Genomic DNA, 14,773 nt, shown 5'->3' on the forward strand with positions numbered 1-14,773 from the left:
ATACGTGGCCACCTGATGGAGGCATGGGCACGTTCACTATTCTTTAGATGCAACCACATGAACTGTGGATGCGAGCGGGTTCATTCCAGGCATGCCATTACGTAAGCCGTCTATTGGGGCTTGGGGGCAGGACCGGCGTAAGGCGTGCGCCGGATTTAGCTCGTCAAGGCGGGGGAAGTCGTCGGGCGCTGTCTGAGTGCCGCCCCGCGTCGCGGGGCGGCGCGAGTTCGACCGACGCCCGCCTTGACGAGCTAAATCCGGATGAAGCACGCCGTGCCGGACCTGCCCCCAAGCCCCAATAGACGGCGTCTTCAAATACCTATCCTCCACCGAATGCCGTAAATACCCCAACCTCCGATCCCAAGCGTCTATGCTTTCAAACGCTCGGCATGGAAGGCCATATGGTCCTGGATGAAGGTGGAAATAAAATAATAGCCATGGTCGTAGCCTTCATGACGGCGCAGGGTTAGGGGCTGCCGGGCCTGCGCGCAGGCGGCCTCGAACACCTCGGGATAAAGCTGTTCGGCCAGGAAACCGTCCGCCAGACCTTGGTCGATCAGGATTCCGTCTGGAAAGGGACAATCCGCTTCAGCCATGAGCCGCGAGGCATCGTGGCCGGCCCAGCCGCCTTGGTCGGGCCCCAGATAGGCCGTAAACGCCTTCTCGCCCCACGGGCATTTCGAAGGTGCGGCAATGGGTGCAAACGCCGATACCGAATGAAATGTGCCGCGATGGCGCTGCGCCAGCACCAGGGCGCCATGACCGCCCATCGAATGGCCGAAAATACCCACGCGGCCCGCATCGCCCGGCAAGGTGCTGGTGACGATGCCGTGCAATTCCTTTGCCACGTAGCTTTCCATGCGGTAATGCGTGTTCCACGGCGCCTGCGTGGCGTCGACATAGAACCCCGCGCCCGTACCCAAGTCCCAGCTGGCGTCTTCGCCCGCAATGTTGGCTCCGCGCGGGCTGGTGTCGGGCGCCACCAGCATCAGCCCGTGCTCCGCCGCGAAACGCTGGGCATGGGCCTTGATCATAAAAGTTTCTTCGGTGCAGGTGAGGCCCGCCAGGAAGAACAGCACCGGCACCCGCTGCTGCTCGGCCTGGCCGGGAATGAAGACCGAAAAGCGCATGGGCAAGCCTATGACGCCCGAGGCATGGCGGTAGAAACGCTGCCGCCCGCCGAAGCATCGATGCTCGCTGACGAGTTCCAGCATATCGTGCGACATCAGTACATCACCACCGAACGGATCGATTCGCCACGATGCATCAGGTCGAAGCCCTCGTTGATTTTTTCGAGCGGCAGTATATGCGTGATCAAGTCGTCGATATTGAGCTTGCCTTCCATATACCAATCGACGATCTTGGGCACGTCGGTGCGCCCGCGGGCGCCGCCGAAGGCCGAGCCCTTCCATTGCCGCCCCGTCACCAGTTGGAACGGACGGGTGGAAATCTCGGCGCCCGCTTCGGCCACGCCGATGATGATGGACTGCCCCCAGCCTTTGTGGCAGCACTCGAGGGCCTGGCGCATGACCTTGGTATTGCCTATGCATTCAAACGAATAATCGGCGCCGCCGTCGGTCAGTTGAACGATATGGTCGACGACATTGTCGACTTCGGACGGGTTGATGAAATGAGTCATGCCGAATTGGCGTGCCAGTGCCTCGCGCCGGGGATTCAAATCGACACCGATGATCTTGTCGGCTCCGACCATTTTGGCGCCCTGGATCACATTCAGGCCTATGCCGCCCAGGCCGAAAACCACCACATTGGCGCCGGCTTCGACTTTGGCCGTGAACACCACCGCGCCCACACCGGTCGTGACGCCGCAGCCTATATAGCAAACCTTGTCGAAAGGGGCATCGTCGCGAATTTTCGCCAGGGCAATTTCCGGCACCACAATATGATTGGAGAAGGTGGACGTACCCATATAGTGGCTTACGGGCTTGCCGCCCACGGTGAAGCGCGAAGTGCCGTCCGGCATCAGGCCCTTGCCCTGCGTGGCGCGTATGGCCTGGCACAGATTGGTTTTACGCGACAGGCAGAACTTGCATTGACGGCACTCCGGCGTATACAGGGGAATGACATGGTCGCCCACCTTGACCGATGTGACCCCGGGGCCGGTCTCCAGCACCACGCCGGCGCCTTCATGCCCCAGTATGGAGGGGAAAATCCCTTCGGGATCGGCGCCCGACAAGGTGTAGTAATCGGTATGGCAAATTCCCGTCGCCTTGATTTCGACCAGCACTTCGCCGGCCTTGGGGCCCTCCAGTTCGACATCTTCAATGGTCAGGGGCGCACCCGCTTTCCAGGCAATGGCTGCTATCGTTTTCATGTTGGACTCCTGATGGCTGGTTTGACGCCGTTGCGCCGACGATCGCAACGAGCTCTTCATGGGCATAGTATAAGATGCGCGCATCCTTGTATAGACATATGGCCGCGCCCGCTTTAACGGCTATTATGCAACACGTTCCTGCGAGTAAAATCGAAACCCTTTGTATCGTCTTCAATCCACCTACCATGGCCAGACTGCCACGCCTTTACGCTCCGCAAACTCCCCAGCTTGTACAGGCCCGTTTTGCGCAGCCGCTGGCCCGGCAGTCCGATCCCAGCCCGGCCGCGGAGCTCGATCAGATGCTGGTATGGCTGCATGACAGCGCCCGCGAACATCGTGTCGCCGTGCACGGCTGGTCGCTGATCAACGACCGCATCGCCTTGCTGGCCACGCCTCCAGGCCGCGAGAACCTGCCCAAGCTCATCCAGACCCTCGGCCGGCGTTTCGCGGCCCGGTACCGGCACGGCAGGGTGTTCGCCGAGCGTTATCGCAGCGCCCTGCTCGAGCCGGGCCGGTGGGTATTGCCCGCCCTGATCTGGCTGGAATCCTTGCCGGTGCAACTGGCCTATGTCGAGCAGGCCGAAAGCTGGCCCTGGTCATCGGCGGCCTATCACGCCGGCATCCAGGCCACGGCCGGCGCGTGGGCCGACGATCACCCCGATTACTGGAACGCCGGTAACACGCCGTTCGACCGGCAGGCCCGGTATCGGGAGCGTCTGCGTGCAGGCTTGCCCCTGAGCCAGCGCCAGCAAATCGAACAGGCGCTGTTTGGCCAATGGGCGCTTGGAGACCCGGCGTTTCTGCAGCAGCTTGAAGCTCATGCCAGCCGCCGGCTGACTCCCGCACCGCGGGGCAGACCCAGAAAAATCGCGCCCTGATTCTTTATTTCCCGATCGGCGCAATCAGGTGCGGCCTCGCGTTCAAGCAAGCGGCAGTGACTGGGCGCAACATGTCCATTTCTCTTGAAACCATCCCATTCGGGAGCCCGGATGCGCCTTTTCCCAATGAAACTGATGCGTCCCTTATTTCTAAAACAAAAGATTTAATATATTTTATTTAGGGACGTACCCTATATAAAATTCTTGCCAAGCGAAGCCGACCGCAGTATCTTTTAGATCTTGCAACGCAACATTTCCAGCGCAGAACTCTGCGGAGTCCCCTTATGTCCCAAATTCCGACCCCCTCCGGCTCTTCTGAAGCCGCTATCGACGCGACGCGTATCGGCCTGCCGCCTGCCCAGGGGCTGTACTCGCCCGAAAACGAGCACGATGCCTGTGGCGTCGGTTTTGTGGCCCATATCAAGGGGCGCAAAAGCCACTCCATCATTCAGCAAGGCCTGAAGATTCTCGAAAACCTCGACCACCGGGGTGCTGTCGGGGCCGACAAGCTGATGGGCGATGGCGCCGGAATCCTGATTCAAATTCCCGATGCCTTGTACCGCCAGGATCTGGCCGCTCAAGGCATCGAACTGCCGCCGCCCGACGAGTACGGCATGGCCATGGTGTTCCTGCCCAAGGAAATGGCCTCGCGCCTGGCCTGTCAGCAAGAGCTCGAGCGCGCCGTGCGCGACGAAGGCCAGGTGGTCCTGGGCTGGCGCGATGTGCCCGTCGACACCGAAATGCCCATGTCGCCCGCCGTGCGCGCCTGCGAGCCGGTCATCCGCCAGCTCTTCATCGGCCGCGGCCCCGACATCATGGTGCCCGATGCCCTCGAGCGCAAACTCTACGTCATCCGCAAAACCGCCAGCCATGCCATCCAGCATATGCGGCTGGCGCACGGCCAGGAATACTTTGTCCCCTCGATCTCGGTGCGCACCGTCGTTTACAAGGGCCTGCTTCTGGCCGACCAGGTCGGCCGCTATTATCGCGACCTGGCCGACACCCGCGCCGTGTCCGCCCTGGCCATGGTGCACCAGCGTTTCTCGACCAATACCTTCCCGGCCTGGCCGCTGGCCCACCCTTATCGCATGATTGCCCACAACGGCGAAATCAACACCGTCAAGGGCAACTTCAACTGGCTGCGCGCGCGCGAAGGCGCCATGCATTCGGCGGTGCTGGGCGACGATCTGCCCAAGCTTTATCCGATTGTCTATGAAGGCCAATCCGATACGGCAACCTTCGACAATTGCCTGGAGTTGCTCGTGATGTCGGGCTATTCGCTGGCGCACGCCATGATGATGATGATCCCCGAAGCCTGGGAGCAGCACACCAATATGGATGCGCACCGCCGCGCCTTCTATGAATATCATGCGGCCATGATGGAGCCCTGGGATGGCCCGGCCGCCGTGGCATTCACCGACGGCCGCCAGATTGGCGCCACCCTGGACCGCAACGGGCTGCGCCCGGCGCGCTATCTGATCACCGATGACGATATGGTCGTCCTGGCTTCCGAAGCCGGCACGTTGTCGATTCCCGAGCATCGCATCGTCAAGAAATGGCGCCTGCAGCCGGGCAAGATGTTCCTGATCGACCTGCAGCAAGGCCGCATCATCGATGACGCCGAGATCAAGTCGCAGCTCGCCAACAGCCGCCCCTATGGCCAGTGGATCGAACGCCTGCGCCTGAAGCTGGAATCGCTGCCGGCCCAGAAAATCGCCGAGGCGCCGGCTCAGGCCGCCTCGCTGCTCGATCGCCAGCAGGCTTTCGGCTGGACCCAGGAAGACTTCAAGTTCATTCTCGAACCCATGGCCCGCAACGGCGAAGAAGTTACCGGATCCATGGGCAACGATGCGCCATTGGCCGTTTTGTCGAACCGCGCCAAACCGTTCTACAACTATTTCCGCCAGCTGTTTGCACAGGTGACCAACCCGCCTATCGATCCGATTCGGGAACAAATGGTGATGTCGCTGGTGTCGTTCATTGGGCCCAAACCCAATCTGCTCGACATCAACAACGTCAACCCGCCGCTGCGCCTGGAAGTGGCCCAGCCGGTGCTCGACTTTGCCGCCATGGCGCAAATTCGCAATATCGAACACATTACGTCGCACAAGTTCCGCACGTTCGAACTCGACATCACCTACCCCGCGATCTGGGGCCGCGAAGGCATCGAGGCCTGTATCGCGGGCCTGTGCTCGAACGCCGCCGATGCGGTGCGCAGCGGCTACAACATCCTGCTGGTGTCCGATCGCAAGATCGACAGCGAACGCGTTGCCATTCCCGCCCTGCTAGCCACCTCGGCCATTCACCAGCATTTGATTCGCGCCGGCCTGCGCACCAACACCGGCCTGATCGTGGAAACCGGATCGGCGCGCGAAGTGCATCACTTCGCCTTGCTGGGCGGCTACGGAGCCGAAGCCATCCACCCTTACCTGGCGCTCGAATCGCTGTCCACGCTGGACAACCCCGAGCAGGCGATCAAATACTATATCAAGGCCATCGACAAGGGGCTCAACAAGGTCATGTCCAAAATGGGCATCTCGACCTATATGTCCTATACCGGCGCGCAAATTTTCGAAGCGGTCGGCCTGCAGTCCAAGCTCGTCGATCAATACTTTACCGGCACTCCCAGCAACATCCAGGGCATAGGCATTTTTGAAGTCGCCGAGGAAGCCTTGCGCCTGCACAAGGCGGCATTCGGCGACGACCCGGTCTTGAAAAACGCCCTGGATGAAGGCGGCGATTATGCTTTCCGCATCCGCGGCGAAGAGCATATGTGGACGCCTGATTCGATCGCCAAGCTGCAGCACGCGACCAAGGCCAACAACTACAGCACGTATAAAGAGTACGCCCAACTCATCAACGATCAGTCGCGCCGCCACATGACTCTGCGCGGCCTGTTCGAGTTCAAGGTGGATCCGGCGCGAGCCATTCCCCTGAGCGAGGTCGAGCCGGCCAAGGAAATCGTCAAGCGCTTTGCCTCGGGGGCCATGTCGCTGGGGTCGATCTCGACCGAGGCGCATACGGTCATGGCCGTGGCCATGAATCGCCTTGGCGGCAAATCGAACACCGGCGAAGGCGGCGAAGACGAACTGCGTTACCGCGACGAAATGCGCGCCGGCAAGAGCACCATCAAAAAGGGCGATACGCTCGCCTCGCTGCTGGGCTCCGACCGCGTCGAGGCCAATGTGCCGCTGGAGGCCGGCGATTCGCTGCGTTCACGCATCAAGCAAATCGCGTCGGGGCGTTTCGGCGTTTCGGCCGAATACCTGTCCAGCGCCGACCAGATCCAGATCAAAATGGCTCAAGGCGCCAAGCCGGGCGAAGGCGGCCAGTTGCCCGGACACAAGGTGTCCGATTACATCGCCAAGCTGCGCTACTCGGTGCCCGGCGTAGGCCTGATCTCGCCTCCGCCGCATCACGACATTTACTCCATCGAAGATCTGGCGCAGCTTATTCACGACCTGAAGAACGTCAATTCGTCCGCCTCGGTCTCGGTCAAGCTCGTCTCCGAAGTCGGTGTCGGCACTGTTGCAACAGGCGTGGCCAAAGCCAAGGCTGACCACGTCGTCATCGCCGGCCACGATGGCGGCACCGGCGCTTCGCCCGTATCGTCGATCAAGCATGCCGGCACGCCCTGGGAACTGGGCCTGGCCGAAACGCAGCAGACGCTGGTGCTCAACAACCTGCGCAGCCGCATCCGCGTACAGGCCGACGGCCAAATGAAAACCGGCCGCGACGTAGCCATCGGCGCCCTGCTTGGGGCCGACGAATTCGGTTTCGCCACCGCGCCGCTGGTCGTCGAAGGCTGCATCATGATGCGCAAATGCCACCTGAACACCTGCCCGGTCGGGGTGGCCACGCAAGACCCTCAATTGCGCAAGAAATTCCAGGGCAAGCCCGAGCACGTGGTGAACTACTTCTTCTTTGTTGCGGAAGAGGTTCGCGAAATCATGGCTCAGCTCGGCATCCGCTCGTTCAACGAATTGATCGGGCGTGTCGATCTGCTCGACATGCGCAATGGCATAGAGCACTGGAAAGCGCAGGGCCTGGATTTTTCCCGCGTATTCCACCAGGTTGACTCGGCAGCCGGGCGCTATCAAACCGAAGAACAGGATCACGGCCTGGCCAAGGCGCTCGACCATCTGCTCATCGAACGCAGCAAGGGCGCCATCGAACACGGCGAAAAAGTATCCTTCATTACACCCGTGCGCAACCGCAACCGCACCATCGGCGCCATGCTGTCGGGGGTCATTGCCAAGCGCTATGGCCACGAGGGCCTGCCCGACGACACCATACACATTCAGTGCAATGGCGCCGCCGGCCAGAGTTTCGGCGCCTTCCTGGCCCACGGCATCACGCTCGATCTGGTTGGCGAAGCCAACGATTATGTGGGCAAGGGCCTGTCGGGCGGCCGCATTATCGTGCGTTCGCCCAATGACTTCCGCGGCTTCGGCCCCGACCACATCATCGCCGGCAATACCGTGTTATACGGTGCGCTGGCCGGCGAAGCCTATTTCAATGGCGTCGCGGGCGAGCGCTTTGCGGTGCGCAATTCGGGCGCGGCGGCGGTCGTCGAGGGCACCGGCGACCACGGCTGCGAATACATGACCGGCGGCACCGTGGTGGTGCTGGGCGAAACCGGGCGCAACTTTGCGGCGGGCATGTCGGGGGGAGTCGCCTATGTCTGGGATCCGCACAATACCTTCCGCGAACACTGCAACCTGTCCATGGTCGAGCTCGAGCCCGTGCTCGCCCATGCCCAGCAGGTCGAAGCCAATGGCATCGACAGATGGCACAGCGCGGTGCGCGGCAGCGAGCGGGAAACCGACGAAACCATTTTGCGCCGCCTCATCGAGGACCACTACCGGTATACAGGCAGCTTCCGTTCACGCGACATACTCGGCGACTGGCAACAGGCGCGCGGCACTTTCGTGAAAGTCATGCCGACCGACTACCGCCGTGCGCTGGGTGAAATGTGGCGCGCCAACAACCTGCAACAAATAGCCGCCTGAGGACGAGAGCATGGGCAAGATTACCGGTTTCATCGAATTTCAGCGCGTCAAGGAAGCGTACGAGGCGCCTCAGAAGCGTCTCAAGCACTGGCGTGAATTCGTCCATACCCTTAGCGACGACGAGGCCAAGCAACAGGGCGCACGCTGCATGGACTGCGGCATACCGTTTTGCAGCAACGGCTGCCCGGTCAATAATGTCATCCCCGACTGGAACGACCTGGTTTACAAGCAGCAATGGCGCAGCGCGCTCGATGTGCTGCATTCAACCAACAATTTCCCGGAGTTCACCGGCCGCATCTGCCCCGCTCCCTGCGAGGCCGCCTGTACCCTGAACATCAATGACGACGCTGTCGGCATCAAGTCGATCGAACACGCCATCATCGACAAAGGCTGGGCCGAAGGCTGGGTGACTCCCCAGGTACCCAGCAGGAAAACCGGCAAGAAGGTCGCCGTAGTGGGCTCGGGCCCGGCCGGGCTGGCCTGCGCGCAGCAGCTCGCCCGCGCCGGCCACGCCGTCACGGTATTCGAGAAAAGCAATCGCATCGGCGGCCTGCTGCGTTATGGCATTCCCGATTTCAAGCTCGAAAAATCGCATATCGACCGCCGCCTGTCTCAAATGGAAGCGGAAGGGGTCGAGTTCTGCCCGTCGACCTACGTGGGCGATGCCGCCAACGCCGAAGACGGGCTGACGGTGCGCACTCCCGAGTCGCTGAAGGCCGAGTTCGACGCCATTGTGCTGAGCGGCGGCGCGGAGAACCCGCGCGATCTGCCCATCCCCGGCAGGGAGCTGAAAGGCATCCATTTCGCCATGGATTTCCTGCGCCAGCAAAACAAAGTGGGCGCCGGCGACCGGATTGCCAAGCAAACGCTGGCCAAGGGCAAGCATGTGATCGTGATCGGTGGCGGCGACACCGGCTCCGATTGCGTCGGCACCAGCAACCGCCAGGGCGCCGCCTCGGTAACTCAATTCGAGCTCATGCCCAAGCTGCCGGGCGAGGAAAACAAGGGTCTTACCTGGCCCTATTGGCCGGCCAAGCTGCGCACGTCTTCGTCCCACGATGAAGGCTGCGAGCGCGACTGGGCCGTAACCTCCAAATCCTTCGAAGGCAAAGGCGGCAAGGTCGAAAAGCTGGTTGCGGCACGTCTGGAATGGTTCAAGGACGAAGCCACCGGCCAGACCAAGATGCGTGAAATCGAAGGCTCGCAATTCGACATCCCGGCGGACCTGGTGCTGCTGGCCATGGGCTTCGTTTCGCCTGTCAGGAATGTCCTGGAAGCCTTCAATGTCGATCTCGATGCGCGCGGCAATGCCAAGGCCAATACCGACGACTACAGCACCAGCACCGGCAAGGTCTTTGCGGCCGGCGACATGCGCCGCGGCCAGTCGCTCATTGTCTGGGCCATACGCGAAGGCCGCCAGTGCGCGCGATCGGTTGACGAGTACTTGATGGGAGCGAGTACACTACCCCGCTGAACCCTGGATATCTGTTCCGTTTATACCGGCTACCCCTAGGTAGCCGGTTTTCAATTTCGGCAAAGAACATGGCTACCGAACCTGCTGTGCCCCGACCCAGCCCACTGCAGATATTCTGGGCATTTTCCCGCATAGGCCTGACCAGTTTCGGCGGCGGCCTGAGCGGCTGGCTGATGCGGGAATTCGTGCACCAGCGGCGCTGGATTTCCGAAGAGGAATTTTTAAGCGGGCTGGCCCTTTCCCAGGCCTTTCCGGGTGTGAATGTGGTGAATCTTTCCATCTGGATCGGTTATAAGCTGTGCGGCGGCAAGGGAGCCCTGGCGGCCTCTGTGGGGATGGTGGTGCCCTCCATGTTCCTGGCCATTGCCCTGGCGGCGATCTTTTCACGGCTCACTCAATCGCAAAATATGCATCTCGCGCTGGCGGGCATTGCCGCGGCGGCCATAGGCCTGTCGCTGGAAATGGGCCTGCGCGCGGCCAAACGCGCGGTCAATGGCCTGCTGCCGACGTTGATCGTGGTGGGCACTTTCGGCTTTATTTTTCTCTTGAATTTGCCTCTGATCTGGGTGGTGCTGTGCGCGGCCCCCTGCTCCGTCGCGATTGCCTATTACCGGCTGCGGCGCCGCATGCCGCGCTCTTCATAAATCACATATCTATTACTATCCACGCAGCCAGCAACAAGCCCAATGATCGATACCCTAATCAATCTGTTCAAGGTTTTCGCGCCGCTGTCATTTTTGACGGTCGGGGGCGGGCAAAGCATTATTCCGGCGATACATCGGGAATCGGTCGAGGTTTATAAGTGGATCGATAATTCGCAGTTTCTTGATCTGTTTGCGCTTTCGCGCCTGATACCCGGCCCCAGGTCGCTATTGGTGACTTTGATCGGCTGGGATGCGGCGGGGATGATGGGGGCCCTGGTGGCTTCTTTTGCTATTTTCGTTCCGGCGGCGATGCTGGTGTATTACCTGGCGAAGTTGTGGGCGCGCTATGAGAGTACTTTGTTGATCAAGGCGATTGAAGAGGGGCTGATTCCTGTGGCGGCGGGGATGATTCTGGCGGCCACGGGCACTATTCTGAAAGCGGCGGAGGGCGGGATATGGGCTTGGGGGGTGGCTATTGTTTCGACGCTGCTGCTGATGTATACGCGGGTCAGTCCGTTTTTGCTGCTTGGGGTGGGGGCTGTGTTGTTTTTGCTTGTGCGGCCTTGAAGGGATCGTGCGCGTTTTTCCTCTGAAGGGGCGCCATTTGCGGCGGGGGGTGTGTTTTTATACAGCCGGGATACAATGCTAAGCTGTCAATTTGAGGCCACTCGATGCATGCTCTCGTTGCGCCATCCTGCGTACCTTCCAATATGAGACTAGTTTTATGAGTTCCAGCGCTGATCTCCGTCCCGACCATGCGATTCTGCAGTTTCGCGGCGTGACATTGGGATACGGCGATTTCACTGTGCTGAGCGACGTCAATCTCGAGGTTCATCGCGGTCAGGTCGTGGCCATGATGGGGGGCTCGGGCTCGGGCAAGACGACTTTGCTGCGCGGGGCGACTGGGCAGTTGGCCCCTCAGGCTGGAACCATCTCCGTTTTCGATCAGGATATCGCCCATGTGTCGGGTGATACGCTGCGCGAGCTGCGGCAGCGCATGGGTGTGCTGTTTCAGCAAGGTGCGCTGTTTACCGATCTGGATGTCTTTGAAAACGTGGCGTTTCCCTTGCGCGAACATACCCGGCGGCCGGAAAAGGAAATCGTCGAGCTGGTGCTCGATAAGCTGGATGCCGTGGGCCTGCGCGCGGCGGCGCATTTGAAGGTTTCCGAAATTTCCGGCGGTATGGCGCGCCGCGTGGCGCTGGCCAGGGCGATTGTGCTGGAACCCGAACTTGTTTTATACGATGAGCCTTTTGCGGGCCTGGATCCGATTTCCCTGGGCATTACCGCCAAGCTCATACGTACGCTCACCGACAGGCTGAATTGCGCCTCGGTTCTGATTACCCACGATGTGGCGGAGTCTTTCGCAATCGCTGATCTGGTTTATATGGTCGGGCAGGGCCGGATGATCGCCAGCGGCACGCCCGAACAGCTTTCAAACGCCCAGGATCCCTACGTGCAGCAATTCCTCAAGGGCGATCCCGACGGCCCCATTGCGTTTCATTACCCGGAAACCCCCGCGTTCCAGAAATGGCTGGGGCAACACGGAGCACGTCCATGAGGTCGCCCGCCGCCGTCATTACGTCCCTTGGCCATGCCGTACGGGTGCGCGTTACCGGCCTGGGTGCCTATGCCCGCCTGCTGGGCGGCATATTGGCCCGCAGCAGTCTGCTGGTTAAGCGTCCGGGGCTGGTTTCGCAGCAAGTGCATTTCATCGGCAATTATTCGCTTCTGATCATTGCCGTCTCGGGCTTGTTCGTGGGCTTTGTGCTGGGTCTGCAAGGTTATTACACGCTTAATCGCTACGGCTCCGAAGAGGCGCTCGGCCTGTTGGTCGCCCTGTCGTTGACGCGTGAGCTGGGTCCGGTCGTAACCGCCCTGCTCTTCGCCGGCCGCGCCGGGACTTCGCTTACAGCGGAAATCGGGCTGATGAAGGCTGGCGAGCAGCTCGCCGCCATGGAGGTCATGGCTGTCGATCCCATACGCCGCGTGCTGGTGCCGCGCTTCTGGGGCGGGGTCATCGCCATGCCGATCCTGGCGGCGGTGTTTTCCATGGTCGGCATCATCGGCGGATGGTTTGTCGGCGTGGTGCTGATCGGCATCGATCCGGGTGCTTTCTGGTCGCAAATGCAAAACGGCGTCGATATCTTCAACGACATCGCCAACGGCGTCATCAAAAGCCTGGTCTTCGGCATCGCGGTAACGCTTATAGCGCTCTACGAAGGATGGAACGCCAAACCGACGCCCGAAGGCGTTGCCCGCGCCACGACCCGCACGGTGGTGAACGGCGCGCTGGTGGTGCTCGGGCTCGACTTCCTGTTGACCGCCCTGATGTTTAGCAATTGAAAAATAGACGGAATAATCATGACGCGTGAAAAAACTGATTTCTGGGTTGGGCTGTTCGTACTGCTGGGAGCCATTGCCCTGGTTTTCCTGGCATTGCGTGCCGGCAACCTGAGCTCATTTTCGTTTGCTCCCACCTACCAGGTCCAGGCGCATTTCGACAATCTTGGCGGGCTGAAAATTCGCGCGCCGGTCAAAAGCAGCGGCGTGGTGGTCGGGCGCGTGGCAAATATCGCCTTCGACAACCAGCGTTTCCAGGCCGTGGCCACGCTCGATCTCAACAAGCAATACCAGTTTCCCGACGATTCATCGGCTTCGATCCTGACTTCGGGCCTGCTGGGCGAGCAGTATGTCGGCCTGACCCCTGGCGGCGACGACAAGATGCTGGCTCAGAACAGCCAGATCAAATACACGCAAAGCGCCGTTGTTCTTGAAGAACTCATCAGCAAATTCCTGTACAGTTCCGCCAGCAAGGAAGGTACGGCCAAGGACAGCACGACCCATAAAGAGGGTTCGGGCAGCGGCGAACCGGCAAAGCCCTAGAATACAAAATGTAAATTAAAAATCAAAAGCACATTCATGAATACTTCACACACCCCTACCTCCGCTCCCGCGCGGCGTTTCGCGCGCCTGGCCCCTGTACTGGCCATCGCAGCCATTGCGGCGGGCTGCGCCAGCGTACCTCACCCCAACCCCAACGACCCGTGGGAAAGCTACAACCGCGGCATGTACAAGTTCAACGATACGGTCGACAAGGCGCTGATCAAGCCCGTCGCTTCAGGCTACGCGGCGATCACGCCCAAGCCTGTGCAAACCTGCGTGCACAATATCTTCAATAACGTCTGGGACGTCTGGTCGGCCTTCAACAGCTTCATCCAGGGCCGCGGGCACGATTTTGTCAATACTCTCGGGCGCGTGCTGTTCAACTCGACCATGGGCCTGGGTGGATGTATCGACGTGGCCTCCATGAACGGCTCGAAACGCATCGAAAACGATTTCGGGGTAACACTGGGCGTATGGGGGCTCAAACCCGGCCCTTATCTGGTACTGCCTCTGCTCGGACCCAGCTCGGTGCGCGACGGCGTGGGCAGGGCGGGCGACGTGTTCGGCGGCGCGGCAACCTATCTGTCGATCGGCGCCATCGACAACATTCCGTTACGAAATTCACTTGTTGGCATGGCATTTATCGACACACGCGCTAATCTTCTGGATACCGACAAGCTGGTCGACTCGGTGGCCCTTGATCGCTACAGCTTCATACGCGACGCCTATCTGCAACGCCGCAAGGCGATGGTGCAAGGGCACAAGGTTCGAATGAACAAAGATAATCTGCCGAACTATTCCGATGACAACCTGCCTAATTACTCCGACGACGAAGCGCAACCCGCGACGCCGCCCGTAAAACCCGTCAACAAAACGGGGCAGTAACCAGGAGCCTTTATGCGTTTCAAACCATTTTCATTCTCCGCTCTGCAGCGCCTGTTCGCCATGACCCTGCTGGGTGCCGGGCTATGCGCCGCGGCGCACGCCAAAGAGGCGGTCGACCCCAACGGCGCCCCTCCGGCTTTCGTTCAGGCGGTCGGCAATAACGCGCTGGATGCCATCAAGCAATCGGCCGAGGCGAAACAGGGCAATCTTGCGAAGATCAACGAGCTCGTCAACGAATACGTACTGCCCTACGTCGATCTCGAAAAAACCACGCGGCTGGCGGCCGGACGCTACTGGCGCCAGGCCACACCCCAGCAACAGCAAAACCTGGTACAGGCTTTCAAGGGAACCCTGATCCGCACCTACAGCGGCGCACTCACCAAAGTCGACCAGAATTCAACTCTTACGATCGCGCCGTTCCGCGGCGACCCCAAGGCCGACGACGTGGTGGTGCGTTCGACGCTCACGCAGGGCAATGCGCCGTCTGTGGCCATCGACTACAGGCTTGAAAAGTCCCCTCAGGGCTGGAAAATCTACGACCTCAATGTCGAAGGAATCTGGCTCATCCAAAACTACCGCAACCAGTTTGCCGGCGAGATCGCGCAGAACGGCATCGATGGCCTGATCCAGGCATTGAACCAGCGTAACAAGTAGGCAAGTCG

At 60.5% G+C, this 14,773-nt stretch carries 12 protein-coding genes; 10 read left to right on the forward strand and 2 right to left on the reverse strand.

Annotation, left to right across the window (positions count from 1 at the left end):
- Positions 1–368: 368 nt before the first annotated feature.
- Positions 369–1,226 (reverse strand): S-formylglutathione hydrolase, encoded by an 858-nt coding sequence (gene fghA, locus LSG25_RS14600; protein WP_232741640.1) that lies wholly within the window; start codon positions 1,224–1,226, stop codon positions 369–371.
- Positions 1,226–2,332, reverse strand: a complete 1,107-nt coding sequence (locus LSG25_RS14605) for an S-(hydroxymethyl)glutathione dehydrogenase/class III alcohol dehydrogenase (RefSeq protein ID WP_232741641.1) — start codon at positions 2,330–2,332, stop codon at positions 1,226–1,228. The genes fghA and LSG25_RS14605 overlap by 1 nt, the downstream gene beginning before the upstream one ends.
- A 185-nt stretch (positions 2,333–2,517) precedes the next feature.
- Here LSG25_RS14605 and LSG25_RS14610 point away from each other — a divergent pair, with 185 nt between their 5' ends.
- The 10 genes from LSG25_RS14610 to LSG25_RS14655 all read left to right on the forward strand — a co-directional run bounded on the left by LSG25_RS14610 (position 2,518) and on the right by LSG25_RS14655 (position 14,765).
- Positions 2,518–3,210, forward strand: a complete 693-nt coding sequence (locus LSG25_RS14610; protein ID WP_232741642.1) for a hypothetical protein — start codon at positions 2,518–2,520, stop codon at positions 3,208–3,210.
- Positions 3,211–3,494: 284 nt separating this feature from the next.
- Positions 3,495–8,222 (forward strand): glutamate synthase-related protein, encoded by a 4,728-nt coding sequence (locus tag LSG25_RS14615; protein ID WP_232741643.1) that lies wholly within the window; start codon positions 3,495–3,497, stop codon positions 8,220–8,222.
- Positions 8,223–8,232: 10 nt separating this feature from the next.
- Positions 8,233–9,696 (forward strand): glutamate synthase subunit beta, encoded by a 1,464-nt coding sequence (locus LSG25_RS14620; RefSeq protein ID WP_232741644.1) that lies wholly within the window; start codon positions 8,233–8,235, stop codon positions 9,694–9,696.
- 68 nt (positions 9,697–9,764) lie between these two features.
- Entirely contained in the window at positions 9,765–10,340 is a 576-nt protein-coding gene (locus LSG25_RS14625; protein WP_232741645.1) for a chromate transporter, read from the forward strand.
- Between the two features lie 42 nt (positions 10,341–10,382).
- The gene (locus LSG25_RS14630; RefSeq protein ID WP_232741646.1) at positions 10,383–10,907 is read left to right on the forward strand and encodes a chromate transporter; all 525 of its coding nucleotides are present in this window, start codon (positions 10,383–10,385) and stop codon (positions 10,905–10,907) included.
- Positions 10,908–11,064: 157 nt separating this feature from the next.
- The gene (locus LSG25_RS14635) at positions 11,065–11,901 is read left to right on the forward strand and encodes an ABC transporter ATP-binding protein (protein WP_232741647.1); all 837 of its coding nucleotides are present in this window, start codon (positions 11,065–11,067) and stop codon (positions 11,899–11,901) included.
- Positions 11,898–12,686, forward strand: a complete 789-nt coding sequence (mlaE, locus tag LSG25_RS14640; protein WP_232741648.1) for a lipid asymmetry maintenance ABC transporter permease subunit MlaE — start codon at positions 11,898–11,900, stop codon at positions 12,684–12,686. The genes LSG25_RS14635 and mlaE overlap by 4 nt, the downstream gene beginning before the upstream one ends.
- An 18-nt stretch (positions 12,687–12,704) precedes the next feature.
- Complete coding sequence (mlaD, locus tag LSG25_RS14645) at positions 12,705–13,226, forward strand: outer membrane lipid asymmetry maintenance protein MlaD (RefSeq protein WP_232741649.1); 522 nt, start codon at positions 12,705–12,707, stop codon at positions 13,224–13,226.
- Between the two features lie 36 nt (positions 13,227–13,262).
- On the forward strand, positions 13,263–14,111 hold the full coding sequence (locus LSG25_RS14650) for a VacJ family lipoprotein (protein WP_232741650.1): 849 nt from the start codon (positions 13,263–13,265) through the stop codon (positions 14,109–14,111).
- 12 nt (positions 14,112–14,123) lie between these two features.
- A complete protein-coding gene (locus LSG25_RS14655; RefSeq protein WP_370635879.1) occupies positions 14,124–14,765 on the forward strand; it encodes a phospholipid-binding protein MlaC in 642 nt (213 codons plus the stop codon).
- Positions 14,766–14,773 lie beyond the last annotated feature (8 nt).

This window comes from Paralcaligenes sp. KSB-10, assembly GCF_021266465.1.
Lineage (GTDB): Bacteria > Pseudomonadota > Gammaproteobacteria > Burkholderiales > Burkholderiaceae_B.

What these genes read in the sequence shown, in the direction of transcription:
- fghA (WP_232741640.1), bottom strand. Translation starts at nt 1,226, where the DNA reads ATGTCGCACGATATGCTGGAACTCGTCAGCGAGCATCGATGCTTCGGC.
- LSG25_RS14605 (WP_232741641.1), bottom strand. Translation starts at nt 2,332, where the DNA reads ATGAAAACGATAGCAGCCATTGCCTGGAAAGCGGGTGCGCCCCTGACC.
- LSG25_RS14610 (WP_232741642.1), top strand. Translation starts at nt 2,518, where the DNA reads ATGGCCAGACTGCCACGCCTTTACGCTCCGCAAACTCCCCAGCTTGTA.
- LSG25_RS14615 (WP_232741643.1), top strand. Translation starts at nt 3,495, where the DNA reads ATGTCCCAAATTCCGACCCCCTCCGGCTCTTCTGAAGCCGCTATCGAC.
- LSG25_RS14620 (WP_232741644.1), top strand. Translation starts at nt 8,233, where the DNA reads ATGGGCAAGATTACCGGTTTCATCGAATTTCAGCGCGTCAAGGAAGCG.
- LSG25_RS14625 (WP_232741645.1), top strand. Translation starts at nt 9,765, where the DNA reads ATGGCTACCGAACCTGCTGTGCCCCGACCCAGCCCACTGCAGATATTC.
- LSG25_RS14630 (WP_232741646.1), top strand. Translation starts at nt 10,383, where the DNA reads ATGATCGATACCCTAATCAATCTGTTCAAGGTTTTCGCGCCGCTGTCA.
- LSG25_RS14635 (WP_232741647.1), top strand. Translation starts at nt 11,065, where the DNA reads ATGAGTTCCAGCGCTGATCTCCGTCCCGACCATGCGATTCTGCAGTTT.
- mlaE (WP_232741648.1), top strand. Translation starts at nt 11,898, where the DNA reads ATGAGGTCGCCCGCCGCCGTCATTACGTCCCTTGGCCATGCCGTACGG.
- mlaD (WP_232741649.1), top strand. Translation starts at nt 12,705, where the DNA reads ATGACGCGTGAAAAAACTGATTTCTGGGTTGGGCTGTTCGTACTGCTG.
- LSG25_RS14650 (WP_232741650.1), top strand. Translation starts at nt 13,263, where the DNA reads ATGAATACTTCACACACCCCTACCTCCGCTCCCGCGCGGCGTTTCGCG.
- LSG25_RS14655 (WP_370635879.1), top strand. Translation starts at nt 14,124, where the DNA reads ATGCGTTTCAAACCATTTTCATTCTCCGCTCTGCAGCGCCTGTTCGCC.